The following is a 23,591-nucleotide window of genomic DNA, read 5'->3' on the forward strand; positions in this document are numbered from 1 at the left end:
AAAGTGCCCTGCTCGTTCGAATGGCATTGCTGTCACGCCGGCAGGTGTCCTGAACGCGCCCTCCTGAATTGCTCGCGTTGCGCCTATTGCGCTTTGCCGGCGACAAGCTACAAATAATACTGGTAGTGAAAGCCCTTAGTCTCGAAAATCGCCCGCGAAATTTTGGGCGGCCGGGACCATGTCCATCGGATGAGGGCGGCCGTTCCGTCGCTAAATAACCGGAACGACTCTTGCCGAGGCCCTTCTTTGTTTGCAGGAGGAACGCGCGATGAACAACGCCGAATCCAACGAGCCGCAAGATAAGCAAACCGGCCGTGCGGCCGACAGTCCAATCAAGACGCCGTCGACCGAGACGGCGCACATCCGCATGAGCGATGCGAAAGCGGCGGAGTCCGGCCGCGACGCGCGCCCGCAAAGTGCGCAAGGCGTGCCGGCAACGGCAGCGGCGACGGATGCCGCGCAGCGCCGCCCCCGTGGCGTCGATGTGCTCAACGACGACACGCTCGACGACACCGTCGATACCGACGCGAAGAACATTCACGCGAAACGCGAAGCGGAAATGCTCGCCCGCGAACCCGATGCCGTGATCTTTTCGAATGCCACGCTATCGAATCATGTGCCGGAGGCGAGCGGCGTCCTGGCCGGTTTCGATAGCCGTCCGGGGCAAAAGGGGTTCGCGCTCGCGGTGGCGAACGGGTATCGCGTCATCGATCGGGGAATGGTCGCGCCCGCGGTGCCGGACGTCGAGGAACATCTGCGCTTCGTCGCGCGCGATGCGCACGGCCACACGCTGGAGGGGCGCACGCACTATGCGCTGAACCACTTGCGGCCGTCGCGGCTGATCGTGATCGAACGGTCCTGACCGGCCTCAAAAGTTAGTCGGGCGGCCGAGCGCGCGGCCGCCCTCGCTGCGCTTACTTCTTTTCGTCCTTCTCGTCGTCCGTCTCGATGCGGGTCACGCCGCCCGTTGCAGGCGGATCGCTGGCCGGAAACGTGTCTTCCACGGCCTTGTCGACCGTGTCTTCATCGCGCTCGGAAGTCGGATTCTGCTCTTTCGTGTTGCTCATCGTCGGCTCCTTTTGTCGTGACGTCGATAGCACCGCAGCAAAGATCATTCCGAAGCCGGCGCGAGGCAGGCACAACGATTGCGCTATGCCTTCTGCTCTGATACGAGCAAAAACGAAAGACAAGAATCCGGGACCGCATACATTCGAATAAAGGGGAAGGCGATGACCACGAGTCAGACCTACGACGGCCTGAACGCCACGGATGAGACCGGCAACGACGACGCACTGCGCGAAGCGCGTCCCGCCGCACCCGAGCGCAGCGCGGCGCAACAACGCTTCAAGTCGGCGCTCGCGTGCCTCGGGGCGGCGTATGCGCTGTCGTGGGCGGAACTCGGGCTCGCGCTCGCCATGGGCTTTCCGGGCGATGCGGCGAGCCATCCGGTCGCCGCGTCGATCGTGTCGCGCGTGCTCGTCGGCTTGCTGTATGTGTGCGTCGCCTCTCGCTTGCAATGGGCGCGCTGGCTGACCGTCGCGCTTGGCTTCGTCACGGTCGTGCTGGTCGCGCCGACGCTCGCGCTGCAATGGCACGTGTTCCCCGCAGCGGCCGTCGTTTCGGGGCTGACGCTCGCGTGCCGTCTCGCCGCGTCGCTGTTCCTGCTCTCGCCGATGCCTGCGCGCCGGGCCGCCTGACACTCTCCCCTGCCGCGGCTTTTCATCCAGCCTTCGCGCGGGCACAATGCGTTGCCGTTCTTCCACTGCAACGCTTGCGAGGCTGCTCATGAAAATCGCTGTCATCGGCGCGACCGGCACGGTCGGCCGGGCCGTCTGCGCCGAATTCCAACCGCGTCACGAAGTCATCGAGATCGGCGCGACGCGTGGCGCGCATCGCGTCGATCTGCTCGATCTGGACAGCATCAAGCGTCTTTTCGATGCCATCGGTCGGGTCGATGCGATCGTCGCCACGGCCGGTCATGTCCACTTCGGCGAGCTCGTCAAGATGACGCCCGCGCAGTTTAGACTCGGCCTCGACGACAAGCTCATGGGCCAGGTCAACCTCGTGCTCACGGCGCGCGACTATCTCAACGACGGCGGCTCCTTCACGCTGACGAGCGGCATCGTCGGCGCTGAGCCGATCCGGCAAGGCGCGAGCGCGGCAGCGGTGAACGGCGCGATCGAAGGCTTCGTGCGCGGCGCCGCGATCGAACTGCCGCGCGGCCTGCGCATCAACGCCGTGAGTCCGACCATGCTGGAAGAAGCGCGCGAGAGCTTCGGGCCGTATTTTCGCGGCTTCGAAGCGGCGAGCGGCGCGCGCGTGGCATTGGCCTATAGCCGCAGCGTGGAAGGCGCGGAAACCGGCCGCGTGTATGCCGTGCATTGAGCGCGTCGCTCGCTTAAGCTCATCGCTTCTGTAGAAAGGAGCAACGCGATGGAATGGACTCGTGGCGAATGGCGCGTGACGACGGACATCGCTTCGTTCGACTTCGACGTAATTCACCGCTATCTGAGCGAAGTGGCGTACTGGTCGCCGGGCGTCGCGCGGGAAACGGTCGAGCGCGCGGCGCGTCATTCGCTCGCGTTCGGCCTTTTCGAAGGCGCGCGGCAGATCGGCTATGCACGCATGATTACCGATACCGCGACCTTCGCCTATCTGGCAGACGTTTTCGTGCTGCCCGAGCGTCAGGGCGCGGGCCTCGGCAAGTGGATGATCGAATGCGTGATGGCGCATCCCGACTTGCAGGGCTTGCGCCGCATGATGCTCGTCACGTCCGACGCGCATGGCCTCTATGAGCACTTCGGCTTTCGCGCGAGCGCGCATCCGGAGCGGATCATGGAGAAGATCGCGAAGGCTTAACCGCCCTTCGCCCCTTGCGTGTTCACATAAAGCGAATAAAGCCCGTGGCTCGCCGCCATGAAGAGCCGGTTGCGATGCCGTCCGCCGAAGCAGACGTTCGCGCATCGCTCGGGCAAGTCGATGTGGCCGATCGCCTCGCCTTGCGGCGTGAAGACGCGCACGCCGTCGAGCTCGGCATCGCCCATGCCCCAGCCGCACCACAGATTGCCGTGAATATCGACGCGAAAGCCATCGGGCGTGCCGGGACCCGCGTCGATGACTTCGCGCCGCTTGCCGAGCGCGCGGCCGCCGTCGAGCACGTCGAACGCGATGATCTTGCGCGGCGTCGAACGTGACTCGACCACGTACAGCACCGATTCGTCCGGCGAAAACGCGAGGCCGTTCGGCCCGATGAAGTCGTCGATCATCACGGTGATCTCGCCGCTCTGGCCGTCGACGCGATACACGCACGGCTTCAGTTCCGAGGGCTGCTTCTCGCCTTCGTAGAAGCCGTCGATGCCGAAGGTCGGATCGCTGAACCAGATGGAGCCGTCCGACTTCACGACGACATCGTTCGGCGAATTGAGCGGCTTGCCGTCATAGCGATCCGCGAGCACGGTGATGGAGCCGTCGTACTCGGTGCGCGTCACGCGCCGCGTGAGATGCTCGCAGGTCACGAGCCGGCCTTCCCGGTCGCGCGTGTTGCCGTTCGCGTTGTTCGACGGCTTGCGGAACACGCCGACCTGCCCGCTTTCCTCGTCCCAGCGCAGGATGCGGTTGTTCGGTATGTCGCTCCACAAGAGATACCGCCCGTCGCCGAACCACACCGGGCCTTCCGACCAGCGCGCGCCCTGATAGAGACACTCGACCGACGCCGATGCAATGCGCAGCGCGTTGAAACGCGGATCGAGCACGCGGATGGCGGGGTCGGGATAGCGGCGGTCGGAAAGGGTCATCGGTTTGGCTTTTATTGAAGGTTGGACGAAATACCGCAAGAGAACACGGCGTGGTCAGTTCGGCCCGAGTTCGCCATCGCGCAGGCGCCAGAGATTCAGCGGGTTTTCGTCGGCAAGCGCCTCGGGCAAGAGCGCCGCCGGCAAGTCCTGATAGCAGACCGGCCGCAGAAAACGCTCGATCGCCATCGCGCCGACCGATGTCGAGCGGCCATCGGATGTCGCCGGATACGGGCCGCCGTGAACCATCGCGTACGACACCTCGACGCCTGTCGGAAAGCCGTTCGCCAGAATCCGCCCGGCCTTGCGTTCGAGCACCGGCAACAAACGCCGCGCGAAGTCGATATCGTCGTTATCCATCAGCAGCGTCGCCGTCAGCTGGCCTTCGAGCTGACGCGCCACGGCGATCATCTGGTCCTCGTCCTCGCACGCGACGATCACGGACGTCGGCCCGAAAATCTCGTCGGCGAGATGCGGCGTCGCGAGAAACTGCTCCGCGCTCACGCGATACAGCGCCGGCAGCGCGCCGCTCGCCGCCTCCGTCTCCTTTCCCGTCGCGATGCGCTGCGCGCCCGAATCGTCGCGATGCCGGATGCCGTCCTCGTACGCCGCCGCGATGCCCGCGGTGAGCATGGTCTGCGCGTCCTTCTTTTCGAGCGCGGCTGTCGCGTGATCCACGAAAGCGTCGAGCTTGGCGTCCGCGAGCGCGAACACGAGGCCCGGGTTCGTGCAGAACTGTCCGACGCCGAGCGTCACTGAGTCGATGTAACCCGCCGCAAGCGACTCGCCGCGCGTGGCGAGCGCGCCCGGCAGCGCGAACATCGGGTTGACGCTGCTCATTTCGGCGAAGACCAGGATCGGCTCCGGGCGCTTCGCTGCGATCTCCATCAGCGCCAGCCCGCCGCGCCGCGACCCCGTGAAACCGACCGCCTTGATCGCCGGATGCGCGACGAGCGCCTCGCCGATGGCATTGCCCGCGCCGACGACGAGCGAGAACACGCCTTCGTGCAGGCCCGTTTCCGCGACGGCCTTCTGCACCGCGCGCCCGACCATCTCGGAGGTGCCGAGATGCGCCGGATGCGACTTCACGACGACCGGACAGCCCGCCGCCAGCGCCGCCGCCGTGTCGCCGCCCGCCACGGAGAACGCCAGCGGGAAATTGCTCGCGCCGAACACGGCGACCGGTCCGACCGGAATCTTCTGCAAGCGCAGGTCCGGGCGGGGCGCGGGCTTGCGCTCCGGCTGCGCGGAATCGAGCGTCGCGGCGAGCCAGCGCCCTTCGCGCACGAGCGACGCAAAGAGCCGCAACTGCGCGACGGTGCGCGCGCGTTCGCCTTCGAGCCGCGCCTTCGCCAGAGCCGACTCGGCCTGCGCGCGCTCGATGAGCGCATCGCCCATTCCGAGGATGTTGTCCGCGATCGCTTCCAGCAGTTGCGCGCGCGTCTCCAGCGGCGCCTGGCGGTACGGATCGAACGCGGCGTCGGCCAGTTCGCACGCGCGCGCGACTTCCGCCGCCCCGCCGCCGCCGAACACGGGTTCGAGATCGACGTTGCGCGCCGGGTCGAAGGCGCGCAGCGTGGCGTCCGTGCCCCGCACGGCCGTCGCGCCGATGAGCATTTCTCCGGTGATCATCATGGTGATTTCTCCGTGCTGGTGCTGCCGCCCGTCGCGGGCGCCAACGAGTGTGAACGTGCCGCGCACGCATTACGCGTGCCGCTCAGCCCTTGCCCGCCCGCCGGAACGTGATATGCCCGATGCGCCGCACGAGCAGCGCGGCGACCAGCGCGGCCACGCCCGTCAGCATGACGCCGATGTGCACCGACTGCACGAGCGCATCGCGGGCGGCGTCGAAGAGCGCGGGCGCGTCCAGCCCCGCCGCCGTCAGTTCGCGCAGCACGGTGTCGCGCAATGCTTCGTCGACGAGAATACGCGGGTCCGCGAAACGCGGCTGCCACTGCGCCGCCGCGCCCGCGCCGAGCACGCTGATCGTGCGCGTCACGACGCTCGCGTAGTGATGCGCGACGATCGTCCCCACGATGCTCGTGCCGAGCATGCCGCCCACCATGCGCGTCGATTGCAGCAGCGCCGTCGTGATGCCGAAGCGCTCGCGGCCCGCGATCTCCTGGCCGAACACGTTCATGTTGTTCAGGACGAAGCCGAGGCCGATGCCGACCGCGGCCATCGGCAACTCGATCCACACGTGCGGCGTCGTGGCGCGCGCAAACGCCAGCGCAATGGACGCCACCAGCAAGAGCAAAAAGCCGATGGTCAGAATCTTCGTCGGCTTGCGCAGATGGATCACGATGCGCGTGTTCACGAAGCTGCCGATGGCGATGCACGCGGCAATCGGCGTCGCGAGCAGACCGGCCTCCTGCGGCGAAAGGCCGAAGCCGCCCTGCAACAGCAGCGGCGCGAAGAAGATCAGCGAGAACATCACGAAGCCCGCGAGAAACGACAGGGTGAACAGCGTGACCAGATGCGGATCGCGGAAGATGTCGAGTGGCAGGATCGGATGCGTCGCGCGCCGTTCGCAGACCAGGAGCGCCGCCGCGCCCGCCACGACCACGCAGCCGAGCGCGATGTTGCCGCCCGAGAGGCCGCTTTTCGGCACGGACTCGATCAGCGACTGAAACCCGCCGAGCACGAGCGCGACGAGCGCCGCGCCGAGCCAGTCGATCTTCACGGCGCCTTCGCGCGGCCGGTGCAGATTCGGCAGATGCGCCCAGATGAAGTACAGCGCCGCCGCGCCGACCGGCAAATTGACGAGGAAGGTCGAACGCCAGCCCCAGTGCTGGCTCATCCAGCCGCCGAGCGACGGCCCCGCCGCCGTGCCGATGCCGTAGGCCGCCGCGAGCACCACTTGCCAGCGCACGCGCGTGCGCGGATCGGGGAACAGATCGGGAATCGCGGCGAACGCGGTGCCGACCATCATGCCGCCGCCGACGCCTTGCAGCCCGCGAGCCAGCGCGAGAAACAGCATGTTCGGCGCGAGCCCACACAGCACGGACGCCACGGTGAACGTGATCACCGCCGCGATGACGAAGCGCTTGCGCCCGAAATAGTCGCCGAGCCGCCCGAACACGGGCACCGTGACGACGGAAGCAAGCAGATAGGCGCTCGCGATCCACGCGTAATACTCGAAGCCGTGCAGTTCCGCGACGATGGACGGCAGCGCCGTGCTGACCACGGTCTGATCCAGCGCGACCAGCATGTTGACGAGGCCGATGCCGAGCATCGCGTAAAGAGCCGTGCGGAACGCAAGTGCGTGCGGAGGGGCGTCGGTCGTGCGGGCGTCGGTCATGCGGTCGGGTGTTAAGCGGGCGCTTAGTCGGTGGAAAGACGAATTGTACGGCGTTGCATGCGGCGGATCGACTCATCTCAGAAATGCGCGAGCCGCATGCGGAATGCGCGCGCTATCCTGCCCGTGCGTTCGGCCGCGCCCACGCGGCCGGCGGCGGCGAGACGCCGTCTCGCATTCGACATCGATCCAGGGAGCACACGCCATGTTCAAACGCATCCTCGTCGCCATCGACGGCAGCCGCACCTCGCAACGCGCCTTCCAGACGGCGCTCGATCTCGCGGTCAAGCACGAGGCCGTCATGCAGCCCTTCTACGTCGTCGAAAGCGGGCCGCTCTACATGGACGTGCCCGGCTACGATCCGTCGCCGTTGCAGGCCGGGCTCGCCGAGCAAGGCGCGACGCTCGCCCGCGAGGCCGGCGACGCGATGAAAGCGCGCGGCATTCCGGGCAGCGTCGTGACCGCCGACGCCACCGCGAGCGACGACGTCGCCTCGCTGATTCTCTCGGCTGCCAGCACGTTCAGTGCCGACCTGCTCGTGATGGGCACGCACGGACGCAAGGGCATGCAACGGCTGATTCTCGGCAGCGTGGCCGAGCGTTGTCTGCGGCAGGCCACGCTGCCGGTGCTGTTGATTCCGTCGGCGGCAGGCGTTTCAAACGTTCCGGACGCCGCGGATAACCCATGATGTAAGCATCCGGCAAGGCGCCGGGGCGCGGCATTTTTTCGCGGTGTCGGCAACGTCTGCTATGGGACAATCGTTTTGTCATTTATCAAGAAACGAAGTCCGCCATGTCCGATTCGACTTCCCTGCGGCGCCGGGCCGCGCATTGTTCGAGCTGCGCCATGCGCCATCTGTGCATGCCCGAAGGGCTGTGCGCGAACGATGTCTCGCGGCTGGAGAACATCATCTCGGTCACGCGCAAGATACGGCGCGGCGAGGCGCTGTTCCGCACGGGCGACCCGTTCGATTCGCTCTACGCCGTGCGCTCGGGCTCGCTGAAGACGCTCGTCACGCATGACGGCAGCCGCGACGGCGGCCGCGAGCGCGTCACCGGGCTGCTGCTCGCGGGCGACGCGCTGGGCCTTGACGGCATCGGCGACGGGCGGCACACGTGCGACGCGGTGGCGCTGGAAGACAGCACGGTCTGCGTCGTGCCGTACGCGCTTTTCGAGCGCATGTGCCGCGAAACGGACGCGCTTCAGCGGCGCATGCACCGCATGATGAGCCAGGCGATCAACCGCGAATCGGACCATGTCGTGCGACTCGGCATGCTGCGCGCCGACGAACGCGTCGCGCGCCTTCTGCTCGACATGTCGGCGCGGCTCGCGCGGCGCGGGTATGCCGCGACGGAGTTCACCATGCGCATGACGCGCGACGACATCGGCAGTTATCTCGGCATGACGCTCGAAACCGTGAGCCGCACGCTGTCGCGCTTCGACAAGCTCGGGCTCATCGAGGCGCACGGCAAATCCATCCGCATCCGCGACTTCGAGCGCCTGCGCAGTATCTGACAATCTGCCTGCCGCCCCGCCCGGCGTGGCTTCGCGCCGGATTCTTCGCCACGCCCGAACAAACGCCGGCCATTATCGGCTTGGCACGCGCCTCGCTTCGCATTAGTCTTTTGTGATTTCCAGGGCACAGCCTTGGCCTGCCACGGAGACCGAGCGACATGAATCGCGAACCATCCCTGCGTCATCCGCTGCTCGACCGGCTCGCCGAAGCGCGCCGCGTCACGGACGAACTCTTCGATATCGTCAAGCGCGAGCATCTGTACGACCGGCCGATCGCCGAGCGGCACCGTATCGTGTTTTACATCGGCCATCTCGAGGCGTTCGACCGCAATCTCTTCGACCAGCGCTTGTTCCATCTGCCGAACGCCCAGCCTGCCTACGACCAGCTCTTCGCGTTCGGCATCGACCCGGTGGATGGCGGCCTGCCGACCGACGAGCCCGGCGACTGGCCCTCGCTCGACGAAGTGCACGCGTACCGTGCGCGAGTGCGCGCGGACATCGACGCACGCTTCGATCCCATCACGCTCGTCGCGCACCCCGTTTCCACCGACGACTCGCCCGCGAAACTGCTGGAAGTCGCGATCGAGCATCGGCTCATGCACGCGGAAACGCTCGCGTACATGTTGCATCAATTACCGGTCGACAGGAAAAAAGCACCGGCCGATGCCGCGTCCGAGCGCACGTCGGACCGCGTCCTATCGCATGAGACCGTGCACGTGCCGGCCGGCAGCGTGACGCTCGGTCTCTCGCGCGAGAGCCAGCGCTTCGGCTGGGACAATGAATTCGGCGAAATGCGCGTGGACGTGCCTGCATTCGAGATCGACCGCTACATGGTGACGAACGGCGACTATATGCGCTTCATCGACGCGGGCGGATACTGGAATCGCGAACTGTGGAACGACGCCGACTGGGCGTGGAAAGAGGCGCAGCGCATCGCGCATCCCGCGTTCTGGGTGCGCGGCGACGAAGGCGCCGACAGCCAGCGCCCAACGGACTCGGGCTGGAAGCTGCGCACGATGTTCGAGGAGATCGCGCTGCCGCTCGACTGGCCGGTCTACGTGAGTTATGCCGAAGCAAACGCGTATGCCCGCTGGGCCGGCAAGCGCCTGCCGACGGAAGCGGAGTGGCAGCGCGCGGCCATCGGCGCGCCGCATGTCGCGGAAGGCAACTTCGACTTCCGCCGCTGGGACCCGACGCCCGTGCAGGCGCATCCGGATAACCGCAGCGACTTCGGCGTGGAAGGGCAATACGGCAACGGCTGGGAATGGACCTCGACGACCTTCGGCCCGCTCGAAGGCTTCGAGCCGTTTCCTTTCTATCTCGGCTATTCCGCCAATTTCTTCGACGGCAAGCACTTCGTCATCAAAGGCGGTTCTCCGCGCACGGCTGCATGCATGCTGCGCCCGAGCTTTCGCAACTGGTTTCAGGGGCACTATCAGTACGTCTATGCAGGCTTTCGCTGCGTGAACGCGCGCTGAGCCTCAACCGCCAAGCGTAGAACATTCGTTCGGTGAACGAATCGTTCTACCGCTTCGCCGCATACTGCTCCGGGAATGACGACGCTACGCGTCGATTCGTGCGACGAATGAATCCATCGCGGCGGCCACGCAGCGAGTGCATTTCCATTTTCGATGGTCTACCATCGGCCCTTGACGCGACCATTTCACCGAGGGTAGCCGATGCGAATTGCATTCATCGTCGACAAGTTGCCGGTTCCTTCCGAAACGTTCGTTCTCCGTCAGATGAAAGGCTTCGCAGAGCGCGGTCACGAGGTGTTCGCCCTGGCCGCGAAGTACGACGACTCTGCGGTGGATCCCACGCGGGGACGCGTGCAATTGCGCGTCTTTCGACAGGACGTCAGCATGCTGCGCCACTCCATGTCGTGCGCGAAGCTGGGCGCGCTCGCCTGCATCGACGACAAGCGGCGCAAGCGCCTGTCCGTCGCCCTCCGCGCGGCGGCGACCGGTTGCCGTTCTGCGTTCATCGACATCGTGTCGGGCGGCGACACGGAAGGCATCGACTTCGACGTGGTGATCGCGCACTTCGGCCCCATCGGCGTGCGCGCCATGTATCTGAAGGAAGCCGGACTGCTGACCGGGCCCATCGTCACCGTCTTTCATGGCGCCGACATGAGCGATCAGGCAGTCGTCGAACGATGGCTGCCGCATTATCGACGCCTCTTTCGCCTGAGCCCGCTGCTCCTTCCGATCAGCAATCTCTGGCGCAACCGGCTCATCGAATGGGGCGCGCCCGAATCGCGAACGAAGGTTCACCATGTGGGCGTCGAGACGCACCGGCTGACTCCGCAGGCGAGCAACCGCCCGCTGCATCGACCGCTCAAGGTGCTGAGCGTGGCCCGATTCACCGAGAAAAAGGGACTGGCGTACGCGATCGAAGGCGTGCGCAGTTGCCGGCATCCGGTGCAACTCAACCTCATCGGTTTCGGACCGCTCGAAGACGCGCTGCGCCGCGCTGCGTCGTCCAGCACGAACGAGATCAACTTTCTCGGCAAGTGCGCGCACGAGCGCGTATTCGAAGAACTGAAGAGCGCAGACGTGTTCCTGCTGCCCTCCGTCGTGGCCAGCAACGGCGACATGGAAGGCATTCCGGTCTCGATCATGGAAGCCATGGCGACCGGCGTGCTGGTCGTCGCGACCCGGCATAGCGGAATACCGGAACTCGTGACGCACGGCTTGACCGGCCTGCTCGTCGAGGAACGGTCGGCAAGCGGCATCGCCGATGCGCTGTCCGCAATCGTGGAGGGCAAGGTCGACGTCGAGGCGATCCGCAAGAACGCCCGTCGCAAGGTGGAGAACGAGTTCAACGGCCAGACGCTCGATGCGGATCTGGAGAGACTGCTCGTTCGAACGTTCGGATACGCTGCTCCCGCAGGCGCGGAAGACCACGCATATCATGGCGACGAGGTAGCAGTCGGTTGCAACCGTCCACCCAGCTAGCGCCTGCACGCTCGCTTGACTATTCCGGCGTCGGGCTCCTCGTCGAGCCGCGTCGCGTCCAGCATCCGAATCTCGTCACTGTGCTTTCCGATCCTAACTGAGCGAGCGTTTGAATCGACCGCTGACGATGGAGGCAAACGAATGACCGCCAGACAAATGCTCATTCACGGCATCAAGTATTGCTTGCCCGACAAAGTGTTATTGAGCCTCTACCATCGTCGCAGGATCGGGCGCTTTCCGAATCTGCGCCATCCCGCCACGTTCAACGAGAAAGTCTTGCAACGGTGCCTCGCGCCCGACCCGCGTTATTCTGATCTCTCCGACAAGCTGAAGGTCCGCGCCTATGTCGCGGACAAGATCGGCGAAAAGTATCTGATTCCGTTGTTTGCCGCGCCGTCCTCTTTCAGCCAGCGCGACTTCGACGCGCTTCCTTCTACCTTCGTGATGAAAGCGAATCACGGCTGCGGGTTCGTGAAGCTCGTCAGAGACAAGCGCGAGACCTCGTTCGAGGCGCTGAATACGCTGGCGCAGCGCTGGTTGTCGACGAACTTCTTCACGGTGGCGAGGGAACGGCATTATCAGGCGATCGAGCGACGCATCCTGTTCGAGAAGCTCCTTCTTGGGCCGGACAACAAGGTGCCGCCCGATATCAAGATCCATGTCTTCAACCGGAACGCCGACGATCCGCAGATCTTCATTCTCGTGATTTCGGATCGCTTCGGCGGGCATCCACGCGGGGATATCTACGACGCGCATTGGAACCGGCTCGACATCAAGATGGGGCATTACACGCGCAGCGACAAGCCCGCTCCCCGTCCACACAACCTCGATGAAATTTTATGGGTAGCGCGCACCCTGGCAAGCGATTTCGACTTCGTGCGCGTCGACCTGTATAACGTGGACGATCATATTTATTTCGGTGAACTGACGTTCACGCCCGGCGCGGGTCTTTTCCCGTTGACGCCTGACAGCGTCGATTATGAATGGGGCCGCCTGATGTGATCGCGACATCGCGGCTCACAACAGGTTCTCGATACGGATAGGCAATTCGCGCACGCGCCGGCCCGTCGCGTGCCATACCGCGTTGGCAATGGCCGCGTTCACCCCCACGATACCGATTTCGCCCAGCCCTTTCACGCCCAGCGGGTTCACTTGCGTATCCGTTTCCGGCAGCATGATGACGTCGATCTCGCCGACATCGGCATTCGCCGCGATCAGGTATTCGCTGATGTTGTCGTTCATGTACCGGGCATGCCGGGCGTCGATCTCGGTGGCTTCGAGCAAGGCCGCGCCGAAGCCCCAGATCATGCCGCCCATGTACTGACTGTGCGCCGTGAGCGGATTGACGATGGTGCCGGACGCGAACGCGCCGACCATGCGCGAGACGCGAATCTCGCGCGTCAGGCGATGCACGCGCACTTCCACGAAGTGCGCGCCAAACGCATACGCGGTGGCGTCGTCACGCTGATGACCGCGCATGATCGGCAGCTTGCCCGCGCGCAGTGTGTCCATGGCTTCGGCCTTGAGTCCGCGCGGAATATGCTCGCTTTCTGCGATGACGATCTCGCCGCCCGTGCGCAGGACGGCATCGTGCAACGGCTCGGAGACGTCGCCGGCACTCAGGCGGCCGGACGCGAAATGCATTGCCTGCGGATGGCGGCCCATGAGCGGCCCCGCCAGCGACGCGGCCCGCGCGAGCTTGTCGCGCAGCGCCTCGCACGCGGAGGCGACCGCGTGCGTGACAGTCGCGGTATGGCTCGATCCCGCCGCCAGCGCGGCGGGCGGATAGTCCGTGTCGCCGATGTGCACCTCGACCTGTTCGAGATCGATGCCGAGACAATGCGCCGCCGTCAGCGCGATGACGATGTACGCGCCGGTGCCGATGTCGTGCGCTGCCATATCGACGCGCGCCCGGCCATCGGCATGCAGGCTCACGCGTGCGGCCGTCGCGGCAATGTTCGACGGATACGCCGCGCTCGCGCAGCCCCAGCCGATGAGCCAGTCGCCGTCGGACATCGAGCCGGGCTGCGCGTTGCGTTCGTGCCAGCCGAAGCGTTCGGCGCCCGCATCGAGACACGCGACGAGCCGGCGGCTCGTGAACGGCTTGCCCGTGACCGGGTCCTGCGCGGTGTCGTTGCGGCGGCGCAGTTCGACCGGGTCCATCGACAACTGCGCGGCCAGTTCATCCATCGCCGTTTCCAGCGCGAACATATACGGCGTTTCCGGCGGCGCGCGCATGAAACCGGGCGTATTGCGGTCGGCGTGCACGACGTTCACCACGGTTTCGATATTCGGACACGCGTAGACGCGCGCCGTTGTTTCGGTGCCCGAAACGTTATACATGCTGGGTCGGCTCGTGAGTTCCCAGCCTTCGTGCCGCAACGCAACCAGCTTGCCGTCGCCCGTCGCGCCCAACTGCACATGATGGCGCGTCTCCGCGCGATACGTCGCGATGGTGTAGCTCTGGTCCCGTGTCGCCACGAGCTTCACCGGCCGTCCCACGCGCCGCGCGGCGATGGCGATCCATGCGGTGCGCGCCGTCGCATTGCCCTTGCCGCCGAACGCGCCGCCGACGAAGCGCGAGATCACATGCACCTGTTCGCGCGAGATGCCGAGCTGCTGCGCAACGTTGCCGCGCAGACCGTAGACGAACTGGCTCGGCTCCCAGATGGTCAGCCTGTCGCCTTGCCATGCGCAGGTGGTCGTGTAGAGCTCGATCGGATTGTGGTGCTGCGTCGGCGTGGCGTAGATGGCTTCGACACGGCATTCGGCGCCCGCGAACGCCCGCTCGAAATCGCCGATGCGGTAGTCCTCGTGCTCGCCCGGCTCGCGCCGTTCGCCCGCGACGCCCGCGCTGCCGAACGTGGCCGATGCCGGCGCTTCGTCGTATTCGATGCGCGTGCGCTGTGCCGCATCCCGCGCGATCTCATAGCTCGTCGCCACCACCACGCCGATGATCTGCCCGTCATGCCACACGCGATCGCTTTCCAGCGTGCTGGTCGTCGCGCCGCCCGCCTGCTGCTCCGGCGGCTTCGCCTCGCTGCCGACGTTCTCGTGCGTCAGCACGTCGAGCACGCCGTCGAGGGACAAGGCATCGTCGGCATGAATGCGCCGCACGCGGCCATTGGCGATCGTGCTCGTCAACAGGAACGCGTACGCCGCGTTCTCCACCGGCTCGTCGGACGCATAACACGCCCGGCCCGTGACTTTCGCTTCGCCGTCGATGCGGACATGCGGCACGCCGAACGCCGGCTGATGAGAGGCGAGTGAATCGTCGTGGCTCATGGCATCTCCGGCAAAGCGGCGACTTCCAGTAGCGCGCGCACCAGCGTGCGGCGCCCGAGTTCAGGCTTGAACGCATTCTCCCCGCTGACGAGAGCACTCGCGAAGGCAGCCTCCGCCGCTTCGCGCGCGCTATGCTCGTCGATCGTCTTGCCCACGAGCGCGGCCTCCGCCTCGTGCGCGCGCCACGGCTTCGCAACGCTTCCGCCGATACCGATGCGCGCCTCTCGCACGACGCCCTGCGCGTCGAGCTCGAGCGCCACGGCTGCGGACGCGAGCGCGAAATCGTACGACGCGCGATCACGGATCTTGAGATACAGCGAGCGGCGCGTCCAGGCGCCCGCGGGCACGTGGAACGCGACGATGAGATCGCCCGGGCGCAGATGGGTCTCGACATGCGGCGTGTCGCCCGGCAGGCGATGCAGTTCCTCGAACGGCAAGCGCCGCGTCTGCCCGTCCGTTCCGAGGATCTCGACTTGCGCGCCGAGCGCGACGAGCGCGATGGCGAAATCGCCCGGATAGTTCGCGATGCAATGCTCGCTCACGCCGAGCACCGCGAGCCGCCGGTTCACGCCCTCCTTCGCCGCGCAGCCGCTGCCCGGCGCGCGCTTGTTGCACGCGTGCCAGCTCGTGTCCCTGAAATAAAGGCAGCGCGTGCGTTGCAGGACGTTGCCGCCGAGCGTCGCCATGTTGCGAAGTTGCGGGCTCGCCGCTTTCCACAACGATTGCGCGATGACGGGATAGTCGCGCCGCAGAACCGGATGATCGGCGGCATCGGCCATGCGCGCGAACGCGCCGAGCTTCAGGCTGTCTTCGGTCGCTTCGATAGCCGAATGCACGGCAGCGAGCGGATTGATGTCGACGAGGCGCTCGGGCGTCATGACGCCGAGCTTCATCAGGTCGAGTAGGTTCGTGCCGCCGGCGAGAAACTGCACGGGCGACTGCACCGTGAGTTCGCTGTTGTCGTCGAACGGCGCGCACTGGGCCACGTCGCCCGCCTGCTCGACGCTCAGTAGCTGGAAGGGCCGCATTATCCGCGCTCCGCGTGCGTGGCGTCGCGCACCTGTTCGATAGCGTCGACGATCTTCGGATACGCGGCGCAGCGGCACAGATTGCCGCTCATGTACTCGCGAATTTCATCGCGCGTATTCGCATGGCCTTCTTCGATACACGCGATGGCGCTCATGATCTGCCCGGGCGTGCAGTAGCCGCACTGCAAGGCGTCGCACGCGACGAAGGCCTCCTGCATCGGATGCAGCGCGTGGCCGTCGGCGAGACCTTCGATGGTCGTGATCTTGCCGCGCGCCGTGGCGGCGAGCGTGAGACACGAGAGCACGCGGCGTCCGTCGATCAGCACGGTGCACGCGCCGCATTGCCCCTGATCGCAGCCCTTTTTCGCGCCGGTCAGTCCGGCATGTTCGCGCAGCGCATCCAGAAGCGTGACGCGTGCGTCGAGATCGAGCACGAGCACTGCCCCGTTGACGTGCAAATCCACTTTCATCGCGGCTCCTTCGCATGAGGCCGATAAACGGCGTCGATGCGAGCGCAATCGGTGTGCCGTCGTGCGCTGGCTGATGTGGGACGCTAGACGCGCTTTTAAGAGCACGTGCAAGCGCATGAATCATCCAATGCGGACGCTCAAGTAATTAGTTCCGCCTAGGGTCGATCGGGATGAAATAAGACCCGACACGCATGGTTCGGGCGCGTTAACGAAGTGGTACACTGCCGCCGCCGCCGCGAAGGCCGGTGTGCGCTATCGGAGCCCGCAAGCGGGCTTGTCCAGCTTACGTTCAGCGCCCACCCGCGAGATCCCAAAGTCAGCAAGCCGCGAAGCCTTATTCGCCGAACTGACAGAAACAACAGCTAGTCTTTCCACTGGCGAAAATAAACGCATTGAAGTAAGTTCTGGCGGGTAATAGCGCCTCGACAAACGTCCGGATCGGTGCTCGCACGCTAAAGAAATCTCCCGCGAGGACGAGAACCAGATCGAGCAACCACGCATCGTGCGTCACGCCTGCCTAACAAAAACATGGCCGCTATCTTCGATTATCTGTTGGACAGTCAAATATCCAGGCAATGGCGCGGCATGCTGGCCGCGCTCGCGGATGAGTTCGACGCGCAGATCGGACATGGCGAGCTGCGCGAGCTGATGCATCGCGTGGGCAGCCGTTTCGCGAAGGCGCATGCGCTGCCGCCCTGCGATTCGACGTCCGCGCTCGCGGACGCGCTCAACGCGCTGTGGCGAGACACCGACTGGGGCTTCGTCGAACTGTCCGACGAGCGCGACCACCTGAGCATCGTGCATTACTGCGCGCCGTTGCCGGCCTTCGGCGAAAGCGCCCTCGCGTGGACGCCTGCGTTTCTAGAAGGCGCATATCAGCAGTGGCTCGCCGGCCTGGGCGCGCAAGGGCTCGCTGTCCGGCAGGCAAGCGAATTCGGCGGCGACGCCGCCATCGAGTTCAGGCTCGCGCGCGCCGCAGCCTGAACTCGGCATTTTGAATACCGGTGACCGTCGCCTCGACGCGGCGGCATCGACCGCCGGGTTCGGCGGACCACAACGAGCAGTACCGGCCACGCATCAACGTAAGGCACGACGAGGAAGCGGCATCATGAGTACTTCGCGCGATATCCAGAAGCTGTTCGACCATTTCGGCGGCAATGCAGGCGATTACCAGGAAATCGGCCGGGAGAACGAGGCGCAGTCGGCGCGCACGCGCTGGCCGTTGCTGGCGACGCTCGACTTCGCGCAGCCCGCCATCCCCGACATCGCGCCGCGCCGCGAAGCGCCGATGCATTCGAACGAGCCGTCCGACGCGCAGCCCACGGGCATGCCGATCAATCGCGGCAAGCGCCAGCTTTTCATGCGCGCGCATCGCCGGGCGATTCCGCCGGTCACTCCGCCCGCCGCGGAATCGCTGAGCGCATTGCGTTTTTCGGCGACGGGCGAATCGGCGTCGCAGGAGACCGGAACGATTCCGGATTCGCACGTTGCCGCCGTTCCCGCCGCTGCATCGCTTCCGCCGGTCGCCAACGCGGCCGCAGCGCCGAAGCCGGAACCGGCGGGCCGCGTGCCTGCTCAAGTGCCCGAGAGCGCGCCTGCGCCCCAGTCCATCCTCGGCAAGCTCTTCAAGCCGCAAGCGCAGCCGGCGACGAATGCACCCGCGGATTCACTCAACGTCCTGTTCGAACGTCTGCGGCACGCCGGCCGCCCGGAGAGCGAACCCACGAACACGCGCGCCGGCCGCCTTCCCCGCTTATGAGAGTCATCACGGTAGTTTCCGCGAAGGGCGGCGTCGGCAAGACGACGCTCGCCGCCAATCTGGCCTCGGTGCTGGCCGCGCGCAACCGCCGCGTGATCGTGCTCGATCTCGATCCGCAGAACGCGCTGCGCCTGCATTTCGGCATTCCGCTCGACAGCATCGACGGCATCTCGCGCGCGACGCTGAGCCGCGAGCCGTGGCAGTCGGTGATGTTCGACGGCGTCGATGGCGTCACCGTGCTGCCCTACGGCGCCGTGACCGAGGACGACCGCCGCCGCTTCGAGGCGCTCGTCGACAGCGATCCGTCGTGGCTCGCGCGCTCGCTCGACGCGCTCGCGCTGGATGCGAACGACATCGTGATCGTCGACACGCCGCCGGGCTCGTCCGTCTACACGCGCACCGCGCTGACGGCCGCGAACTTCGCGCTGAACGTGGTCCTGGCCGACGCCGCCTCTTACGCCGCGATTCCCGGCATGGAGCGCATGGTGGATGCCTACGCCGCGCCGCGACAGGACTTCGCGGGCCAGGGCTACGTCGTGAATCAGGTGGATCAGTCGCGCCAGTTGAGCAAGGACGTGCTCAAGGTGCTGCGCAACATGCTCGGCGCGAAGCTGTTTCCGGGCGTGATCCATCAGGACGAAGGCGTCTCCGAATCGCTCGCGTGCGACACCACGCTCATTCACTACGATCCGCTCTCGCAAGCCGCCGCCGATCTGCGCGCGTGCGGCGACTGGCTCCTCGCCGCCATCGATGCGATGGCCGCTTCGTCGAGGAAGCTCGCATGAGTTCGGCCAAGATCCCGTCGCCCGAGACGGAGGTCAGCGTCGCGACCTCGCGCCTCGAACGTTTCGTCGATGCCGGCATCTGGGGCAGCCGCATCGTCGTCGTTCTCCTCACGATGTTCGCCGCGTTCGCGCTGTACTTCGTCGTCACGGTGCCGCTCGCGTTCGGCCAGCAGCTTGCGTTCGCGAGCATCTGCTTCGTCTGCGCGCTCGGATTCCGGCGTCTGCAAGGACAATACGCGACGCTCGTGATGATCATGCTCTCAATCGTCGCGTCGGGCCGCTACATGTTCTGGCGGCTCACCGAAACCACGTACTGGGAACGCCCGCTCGACGCCGCGTGGGGCCTTTTGCTCGTCGCGGCCGAAGTCTACGCGGCGCTCGTGCTGCTGCTCGGCTACTTCCAGACCGCGTGGCCGCTCAAGCGCAAGCCGTTGCCGCTGCCCGCGGACCGCAGCCAGTGGCCGACCGTGGATGTCTTCATTCCGACCTACAACGAGCCGCTCTCGGTTGTGAAGCCGACCATCTACGCCGCGCTCGCGCTCGACTATCCGACTGACAAGCTCGCCATTCACGTGCTCGACGACGGCCGCCGTCCCGAGTTCAAGGCGTTCTGCGAGGAAGTCGGCGTCAACTGGACGATCCGCACGCATAACCGCCACGCGAAGGCGGGCAACATCAACGAGGCGCTGAAGGTCACGACGGGCGAATACCTCGCGATCTTCGACTGCGATCACATTCCGACGCGCTCGTTCCTGCAGGTCTGCCTCGGCTGGTTTCTGCGCGACAAGCTGCTTTCGATGCTGCAAACGCCGCACCATTTCTTTTCGCCCGATCCGTTCGAGCGCAATCTCGGCACGTTCCGCAAGGTCCCGAACGAAGGCGAACTGTTCTACGGCCTCGTGCAGGACGGCAACGATCTCTGGAACGCGACGTTCTTCTGCGGCTCGTGCGCGGTGCTGCGCCGGTCGATGGTCGAAGAGATCGGCGGCATCGCGGTGGAGACCGTCACTGAAGACGCGCATACGGCGCTCAAGCTGCATCGGCTCGGCTATACGACCGCGTATCTCGCGATCCCGCAGGCGGCCGGTCTCGCCACCGAAAGCCTGTCGAGCCATATCGGGCAGCGCATCCGCTGGGCGCGTGGCATGACGCAGATTTTCCGCATCGACAATCCGCTCACCGGCAAGGGCCTGAAGATCGGCCAGCGGCTTTGTTATCTCAACGGCATGCTGCACTTCTTCTATGGCGTGCCGCGTCTCGTGTTTCTCACCGCGCCGCTCTCGTATCTCTTCTTCGGCGCGCATGTGATCGAAGCGGCGGCGAGCACCATCGCCATCTTCGCGCTGCCGCACATGATGCACGCGAGCATCACCAATTCGCGCATGCAGCGCAGCTTCCGCCATTCGTTCTGGGCCGAAGTGTACGAGTCGGTGCTCGCGTCGTACATCACCGCGCCGACGCTGCTCGCGGTCATCAACCCGAAGCTCGGCAAGTTCAACGTGACGGCCAAAGGCGGCCAGATCGCGAAGGACTACTTCGACTGGACCATCTCGCGGCCGTATCTGTTCCTGCTGCTTCTGAACCTGCTCGGCTTCGTCGCGGGCATCGTGCATATCGGCATGTACTGGCACGTGCGCAGCGAAGTGAACACGACGCTGCTCAACCTGTGCTGGACGGTCTACAACATGCTGATTCTCGGCGCGTCGGTGGCGGCGGCGAGCGAGCGCAAGCAGGTGCGCGCGACGCATCGCGTGTCGATGAAGATGCCCGTCATGCTCAAGTTCTCGACCGGGCGCACGCTCGCCTGCGAGACCATCGACTATTCGGAAGGCGGCGTGGGCGTCGCGCTGCCGGGCAAGATCGCCGTGCCGATGCACGAGCGCGTCACCGTCTCGCTCTTTCGCGGCGACGAGGAATACGCGTTCCCCGCGACCGTCGGCTATACCGAGCCGGGCCGCGTCGGCCTGCGCTTCTCCGAGCTCACGCGCGAGCAGGAATACGACTTCGTGAAGACGACGTTCGCCCGCGCCGATGCCTGGACCGGCTGGTCAGAAGGACGCCGCCCGGATACGCCGCTGCGCGGCCTGTCGCACGTGCTGCTGGTCGGCACGCGCGGCATCGCGGGATTGTTCGAGCATTTGTACAGTGACCTTCGTACCTGGATGAACAAGCGCCCGGTCGATGTGAACAAGCTGAAAACCAAAGACCGATAATGGGCATGGGTATGTCGAAGTTGCGCGTTGAACAACACACGGGCGAGCGCGCGCCGCGTTTTTGCGAACGACCTTTGGCGCGCGCATTGGCCGTCTTCGTGGCCTTGCAGACCGCGTTCGCCGCGCCGTTCGCGTCCATCGCGGCGGCGGCGGAGAGCACGCCAGCGGCGAATGGCACGCAGCAGGCCACGGGCGTGGGCGCCGTGCCCGCGCCGGGTCCGGCCGTCGTCTACAACCCCGCCGCGATCCAGCAGCCGGCGCTCGCGATGCCGGTTCCCGCCTTCTCCGGCAAGCCGGACAGGCCGCTCACCTCGCGCATTCCGACGACCGCCGATCCCGGCACGCTGGTGCCCGGCGGCCGCCGCCAGACGCTGACCTTCGCCGATTACGGCGCGCTCGATCCGCTGCAACTGCGCGGCACCGACGGCCAGAACGGCATTGCGTTCTCGGTGCGCGGCGACGAAGTCGTGACCGGCGCGGTGCTGCATCTCATCTACAGCTATTCGCCGTCGCTGTTGCCGTCCATTTCGCAACTGAAGGTGCTCATCAACGGCGAAGTCGCCGCGACGCTGCCCGTGCCGCGCGATCAGGCCGGCACGCTCGTCGCCCGCGACGTGGCGATCGATCCGCGCTTCATCACCGAGTTCAACCACCTCAACGTGCAGTTGATCGGGCATTACACGCAGCAGTGCGAGGACCCGTCCAATTCGACGCTGTGGGCGACCGTCAGCAACGCGAGTTCGCTCGACCTCACGTATGCGTCGATTGCGAGCAAGCCCGACCTCGCCGCGCTGCCGCTGCCCTTCTTCGACCGCCGCGACGTGCGCCGCCTCGAACTGCCGTTCGTGTTCGCGGGTAAGCCGAGCCTCGCCGCGCTGGAAGCGGCCGGCACCGTCGCGTCGTATTTCGGCTCGCTCGCGGGCTATCGTGGCGCGATCTTCCCGGCGCAGACCGACAACGTGCCGCTGTCGGGCAATGCCGTGGTGTTCGCCGTCGGCGATGCGAAAGTCGCGGGCGTCGCTATTCCGCCGGTGTCCGGTCCGACGATCGCGCTCGTCGAACGCGACGCGAACGCGCGCGGGCGTCTGTTGCTCGTGCTGGGCCGCGACGACAACGAACTGAAGACCGCCGCGAAGGCGCTGGGCGTCGGCCGCAACGCGCTGTCGGGAACGAGCGCGACCATCACGCAGTTCAACGACCTGCAACCACGCCGCCCCTATGACGCGCCGAACTGGCTGCCGGCCGACCGCCCCGTGCGCTTCGGCGAACTGGCCGAAGCGCAGGACCTGACCGCGCACGGCTACGACGCCGACGCGGTGCGCGTGAACCTGCGCGTGCCGCCCGATCTCTTCATGTGGCAGACGAAGGGCGTGCCGGTGGACCTGCGCTATCGCTACACGGTGCGCCCGGCGCCCGACCGTTCGTCGCTCAATATCAGCGTGAACAACGGCTTCGTGCAGTCGCTGCGCATTCCGGCCGTGTCCACGTCGACGTTCGATCTCGGCACGTACTTCAGCCGCGTGTTGCCGGACAAGACGGTCGCCGCGCGCCGCGAGATTTATCTGCCGCCGCTCCTCATCACGCCGCGCGCGCAACTGCGCCTGCACTTCTACTACGACATTCCGAAGACCGGGGAATGTCAGGGCCGCGTGCTGGACAACGTCGTCGGCGCGGTGGATCCGAATTCGACCATCGACCTATCCAGCTTCCCGCACTACATGGCGCTGCCCGATCTGGCCGCGTTCGCGAACGGCGGCTTTCCGTTCACGCGCATGGCGGACCTTTCGCAGACGGCGGTCGTGCTGCCGAACGAGCCGAATTCGGCCGACTACAGCCTGTATCTGCTGGAAATGGGCCGCATGGGCGCATCGACGGGTTATCCGGTGACGGGCGTGACCGTGACGAGCGCGAACGACGTGGACCGCTTCGCCGACAAGGACCTGCTGATTCTCGGCTCGCCGGGACGTCAGCCCTTGCTGCAACGCTGGGCGAAGCAGATGCCTTTTTCCGGCGATGGCGACGCCCGCACCTTCCAGCTTTCCGATGTGGCGTTCAAGCTCGTCGACTGGTGGCATGGCGAGCAAGGTCCGGAACGCTCGCCTGCGCGCGCGGACCTTTCGCTCGTGAGTTCGAGCGGCGATGCGCTCCTGACCGGCTTCGAGTCGCCGCTCAAGAGCGGACGCAGCGCGGTCGCGCTCATCAGCGCGGCGGGGCAGTCGGACGCCGATCTGTCCGCCGCCCTGCTCGACAACGATCTGCTGCCGTCGATTCAAGGCGCGATGGCCGTGATCCACGGCCGCACGGTGACGGTCACGTCGAACGGCGAAGCGTATTACGTCGGCCATCTCTCGCCGATGCACTACATGCGCTGGGCGCTGTCGTCGCACCCGTTCCTGCTGGTGATCGCGGGCGTGCTCGCCTCGCTCATCATCGCTGCCCTGTTCTATCGCGCGCTGCGTTCGATCGCCGCGCGGCGTCTGAGGGACTGAC

The 23,591-nt window shown here is 65.9% G+C and carries 21 protein-coding genes; 14 read left to right on the forward strand and 7 right to left on the reverse strand.

What is annotated here, in order from left to right:
* Positions 1-268: 268 nt before the first annotated feature.
* Positions 269-862, forward strand: a complete 594-nt coding sequence (locus NCR34_RS17975) for a DUF3005 domain-containing protein (RefSeq protein ID WP_250500772.1) — start codon at positions 269-271, stop codon at positions 860-862.
* A 52-nt stretch (positions 863-914) separates the two neighbouring features.
* On the opposite strand, the gene NCR34_RS17980 is transcribed toward NCR34_RS17975, so the two are convergent.
* Positions 915-1,067, reverse strand: coding sequence for a hypothetical protein (locus tag NCR34_RS17980; RefSeq protein ID WP_248323117.1), 153 nt, complete (start codon positions 1,065-1,067; stop codon positions 915-917).
* Positions 1,068-1,229: 162 nt separating this feature from the next.
* On the opposite strand from NCR34_RS17980, the gene NCR34_RS17985 reads away from it, so the two are divergent.
* The 3 genes from NCR34_RS17985 (at position 1,230) to NCR34_RS17995 (ending at position 2,859) form a co-directional block, all read left to right on the forward strand.
* Complete coding sequence (locus tag NCR34_RS17985) at positions 1,230-1,697, forward strand: hypothetical protein (protein WP_250500773.1); 468 nt, start codon at positions 1,230-1,232, stop codon at positions 1,695-1,697.
* 88 nt (positions 1,698-1,785) lie between these two features.
* On the forward strand, positions 1,786-2,385 hold the full coding sequence (locus tag NCR34_RS17990) for a short chain dehydrogenase (RefSeq protein WP_248323115.1): 600 nt from the start codon (positions 1,786-1,788) through the stop codon (positions 2,383-2,385).
* A gap of 48 nt (positions 2,386-2,433) precedes the next feature.
* Positions 2,434-2,859 carry a GNAT family N-acetyltransferase gene (locus NCR34_RS17995; RefSeq protein WP_250500774.1) on the forward strand — a complete coding sequence of 142 codons (426 nt, stop codon included), beginning with the start codon at positions 2,434-2,436 and terminating at the stop codon, positions 2,857-2,859.
* Here NCR34_RS17995 and NCR34_RS18000 read toward each other — a convergent pair.
* From NCR34_RS18000 to NCR34_RS18010, 3 genes are all read right to left on the reverse strand, one after another.
* Complete coding sequence (locus NCR34_RS18000) at positions 2,856-3,794, reverse strand: SMP-30/gluconolactonase/LRE family protein (protein ID WP_250500775.1); 939 nt, start codon at positions 3,792-3,794, stop codon at positions 2,856-2,858. The two genes, NCR34_RS17995 and NCR34_RS18000, sit on opposite strands and share 4 nt — an antisense overlap.
* Positions 3,795-3,848: 54 nt before the next feature.
* Entirely contained in the window at positions 3,849-5,426 is a 1,578-nt protein-coding gene (locus tag NCR34_RS18005) for an aldehyde dehydrogenase (NADP(+)) (protein WP_250500776.1), read from the reverse strand.
* An 82-nt stretch (positions 5,427-5,508) separates the two neighbouring features.
* Positions 5,509-7,026 (reverse strand): MFS transporter, encoded by a 1,518-nt coding sequence (locus tag NCR34_RS18010; RefSeq protein ID WP_250500893.1) that lies wholly within the window; start codon positions 7,024-7,026, stop codon positions 5,509-5,511.
* A 268-nt stretch (positions 7,027-7,294) separates the two neighbouring features.
* Between NCR34_RS18010 and NCR34_RS18015 the strand changes: the two genes are divergently transcribed.
* From NCR34_RS18015 to NCR34_RS18035, 5 genes are all read left to right on the forward strand, one after another.
* Entirely contained in the window at positions 7,295-7,777 is a 483-nt protein-coding gene (locus tag NCR34_RS18015; protein WP_250500777.1) for a universal stress protein, read from the forward strand.
* Positions 7,778-7,881: 104 nt separating this feature from the next.
* Positions 7,882-8,604 (forward strand): helix-turn-helix domain-containing protein, encoded by a 723-nt coding sequence (locus NCR34_RS18020; protein ID WP_248323110.1) that lies wholly within the window; start codon positions 7,882-7,884, stop codon positions 8,602-8,604.
* Positions 8,605-8,762: 158 nt separating this feature from the next.
* The gene (locus NCR34_RS18025) at positions 8,763-10,082 is read left to right on the forward strand and encodes an SUMF1/EgtB/PvdO family nonheme iron enzyme (RefSeq protein ID WP_250500778.1); all 1,320 of its coding nucleotides are present in this window, start codon (positions 8,763-8,765) and stop codon (positions 10,080-10,082) included.
* Between the two features lie 201 nt (positions 10,083-10,283).
* Complete coding sequence (locus tag NCR34_RS18030; RefSeq protein WP_250500779.1) at positions 10,284-11,561, forward strand: glycosyltransferase; 1,278 nt, start codon at positions 10,284-10,286, stop codon at positions 11,559-11,561.
* 141 nt (positions 11,562-11,702) lie between these two features.
* Complete coding sequence (locus NCR34_RS18035) at positions 11,703-12,563, forward strand: ATP-grasp fold amidoligase family protein (RefSeq protein WP_250500780.1); 861 nt, start codon at positions 11,703-11,705, stop codon at positions 12,561-12,563.
* Positions 12,564-12,578: 15 nt separating this feature from the next.
* Here NCR34_RS18035 and NCR34_RS18040 read toward each other — a convergent pair whose 3' ends face one another.
* From NCR34_RS18040 to NCR34_RS18050, 3 genes are read right to left on the reverse strand one after another with little or no spacing between them, the layout of a single operon-like run.
* Positions 12,579-14,846, reverse strand: a complete 2,268-nt coding sequence (locus NCR34_RS18040; protein WP_250500781.1) for a xanthine dehydrogenase family protein molybdopterin-binding subunit — start codon at positions 14,844-14,846, stop codon at positions 12,579-12,581.
* Positions 14,843-15,874 (reverse strand): FAD binding domain-containing protein, encoded by a 1,032-nt coding sequence (locus NCR34_RS18045; RefSeq protein ID WP_250500782.1) that lies wholly within the window; start codon positions 15,872-15,874, stop codon positions 14,843-14,845. The genes NCR34_RS18040 and NCR34_RS18045 overlap by 4 nt, the downstream gene beginning before the upstream one ends.
* Positions 15,874-16,344, reverse strand: a complete 471-nt coding sequence (locus tag NCR34_RS18050; protein ID WP_250500783.1) for a (2Fe-2S)-binding protein — start codon at positions 16,342-16,344, stop codon at positions 15,874-15,876. The genes NCR34_RS18045 and NCR34_RS18050 overlap by 1 nt, the downstream gene beginning before the upstream one ends.
* A gap of 528 nt (positions 16,345-16,872) precedes the next feature.
* Between NCR34_RS18050 and bcsD the strand changes: the two genes are divergently transcribed.
* The 5 genes from bcsD to bcsB all read left to right on the forward strand — a co-directional run bounded on the left by bcsD (position 16,873) and on the right by bcsB (position 23,590).
* Positions 16,873-17,328: a cellulose biosynthesis protein BcsD gene (bcsD, locus tag NCR34_RS18055; protein WP_250500784.1), complete on the forward strand. Its 456-nt coding sequence runs from the start codon at positions 16,873-16,875 to the stop codon at positions 17,326-17,328.
* Between the two features lie 124 nt (positions 17,329-17,452).
* On the forward strand, positions 17,453-18,103 hold the full coding sequence (bcsP, locus tag NCR34_RS18060; RefSeq protein WP_250500785.1) for a cellulose biosynthesis protein BcsP: 651 nt from the start codon (positions 17,453-17,455) through the stop codon (positions 18,101-18,103).
* Entirely contained in the window at positions 18,100-18,888 is a 789-nt protein-coding gene (gene bcsQ / locus NCR34_RS18065; RefSeq protein ID WP_250474057.1) for a cellulose biosynthesis protein BcsQ, read from the forward strand. Before bcsP ends, bcsQ begins: the two co-directional genes overlap by 4 nt.
* Positions 18,885-21,101: a UDP-forming cellulose synthase catalytic subunit gene (bcsA, locus tag NCR34_RS18070; RefSeq protein ID WP_250500786.1), complete on the forward strand. Its 2,217-nt coding sequence runs from the start codon at positions 18,885-18,887 to the stop codon at positions 21,099-21,101. Before bcsQ ends, bcsA begins: the two co-directional genes overlap by 4 nt.
* Positions 21,101-23,590: a cellulose biosynthesis cyclic di-GMP-binding regulatory protein BcsB gene (gene bcsB, locus NCR34_RS18075; protein ID WP_250500787.1), complete on the forward strand. Its 2,490-nt coding sequence runs from the start codon at positions 21,101-21,103 to the stop codon at positions 23,588-23,590. The genes bcsA and bcsB overlap by 1 nt, the downstream gene beginning before the upstream one ends.
* The last annotated feature ends 1 nt before the right edge of the window (position 23,591 follow it).

Origin of the sequence: Caballeronia sp. GAWG1-5s-s (assembly GCF_023631445.1) — a bacterium.
Classification (GTDB): domain Bacteria; phylum Pseudomonadota; class Gammaproteobacteria; order Burkholderiales; family Burkholderiaceae; genus Caballeronia.

Excerpts from the sequence above, each read along its gene's own strand:
- NCR34_RS18000 (WP_250500775.1), bottom strand. The coding sequence starts at position 3,794 with ATGACCCTTTCCGACCGCCGCTATCCCGACCCCGCCATCCGCGTGCTC.
- NCR34_RS18050 (WP_250500783.1), bottom strand. The coding sequence starts at position 16,344 with ATGAAAGTGGATTTGCACGTCAACGGGGCAGTGCTCGTGCTCGATCTC.
- NCR34_RS17995 (WP_250500774.1), top strand. The coding sequence starts at position 2,434 with ATGGAATGGACTCGTGGCGAATGGCGCGTGACGACGGACATCGCTTCG.
- NCR34_RS18025 (WP_250500778.1), top strand. The coding sequence starts at position 8,763 with ATGAATCGCGAACCATCCCTGCGTCATCCGCTGCTCGACCGGCTCGCC.
- bcsB (WP_250500787.1), top strand. The coding sequence starts at position 21,101 with ATGGGCATGGGTATGTCGAAGTTGCGCGTTGAACAACACACGGGCGAG.
- NCR34_RS18015 (WP_250500777.1), top strand. The coding sequence starts at position 7,295 with ATGTTCAAACGCATCCTCGTCGCCATCGACGGCAGCCGCACCTCGCAA.
- NCR34_RS18005 (WP_250500776.1), bottom strand. The coding sequence starts at position 5,426 with ATGATGATCACCGGAGAAATGCTCATCGGCGCGACGGCCGTGCGGGGC.
- NCR34_RS18045 (WP_250500782.1), bottom strand. The coding sequence starts at position 15,874 with ATGCGGCCCTTCCAGCTACTGAGCGTCGAGCAGGCGGGCGACGTGGCC.
- bcsA (WP_250500786.1), top strand. The coding sequence starts at position 18,885 with ATGAGTTCGGCCAAGATCCCGTCGCCCGAGACGGAGGTCAGCGTCGCG.
- bcsD (WP_250500784.1), top strand. The coding sequence starts at position 16,873 with ATGGCCGCTATCTTCGATTATCTGTTGGACAGTCAAATATCCAGGCAA.
- NCR34_RS17990 (WP_248323115.1), top strand. The coding sequence starts at position 1,786 with ATGAAAATCGCTGTCATCGGCGCGACCGGCACGGTCGGCCGGGCCGTC.
- NCR34_RS18035 (WP_250500780.1), top strand. The coding sequence starts at position 11,703 with ATGACCGCCAGACAAATGCTCATTCACGGCATCAAGTATTGCTTGCCC.
- NCR34_RS18040 (WP_250500781.1), bottom strand. The coding sequence starts at position 14,846 with ATGAGCCACGACGATTCACTCGCCTCTCATCAGCCGGCGTTCGGCGTG.
- NCR34_RS18020 (WP_248323110.1), top strand. The coding sequence starts at position 7,882 with ATGTCCGATTCGACTTCCCTGCGGCGCCGGGCCGCGCATTGTTCGAGC.
- NCR34_RS17975 (WP_250500772.1), top strand. The coding sequence starts at position 269 with ATGAACAACGCCGAATCCAACGAGCCGCAAGATAAGCAAACCGGCCGT.
- NCR34_RS17985 (WP_250500773.1), top strand. The coding sequence starts at position 1,230 with ATGACCACGAGTCAGACCTACGACGGCCTGAACGCCACGGATGAGACC.
- NCR34_RS17980 (WP_248323117.1), bottom strand. The coding sequence starts at position 1,067 with ATGAGCAACACGAAAGAGCAGAATCCGACTTCCGAGCGCGATGAAGAC.
- NCR34_RS18030 (WP_250500779.1), top strand. The coding sequence starts at position 10,284 with ATGCGAATTGCATTCATCGTCGACAAGTTGCCGGTTCCTTCCGAAACG.
- NCR34_RS18010 (WP_250500893.1), bottom strand. The coding sequence starts at position 7,026 with ATGCTCGGCATCGGCCTCGTCAACATGCTGGTCGCGCTGGATCAGACC.
- bcsP (WP_250500785.1), top strand. The coding sequence starts at position 17,453 with ATGAGTACTTCGCGCGATATCCAGAAGCTGTTCGACCATTTCGGCGGC.
- bcsQ (WP_250474057.1), top strand. The coding sequence starts at position 18,100 with ATGAGAGTCATCACGGTAGTTTCCGCGAAGGGCGGCGTCGGCAAGACG.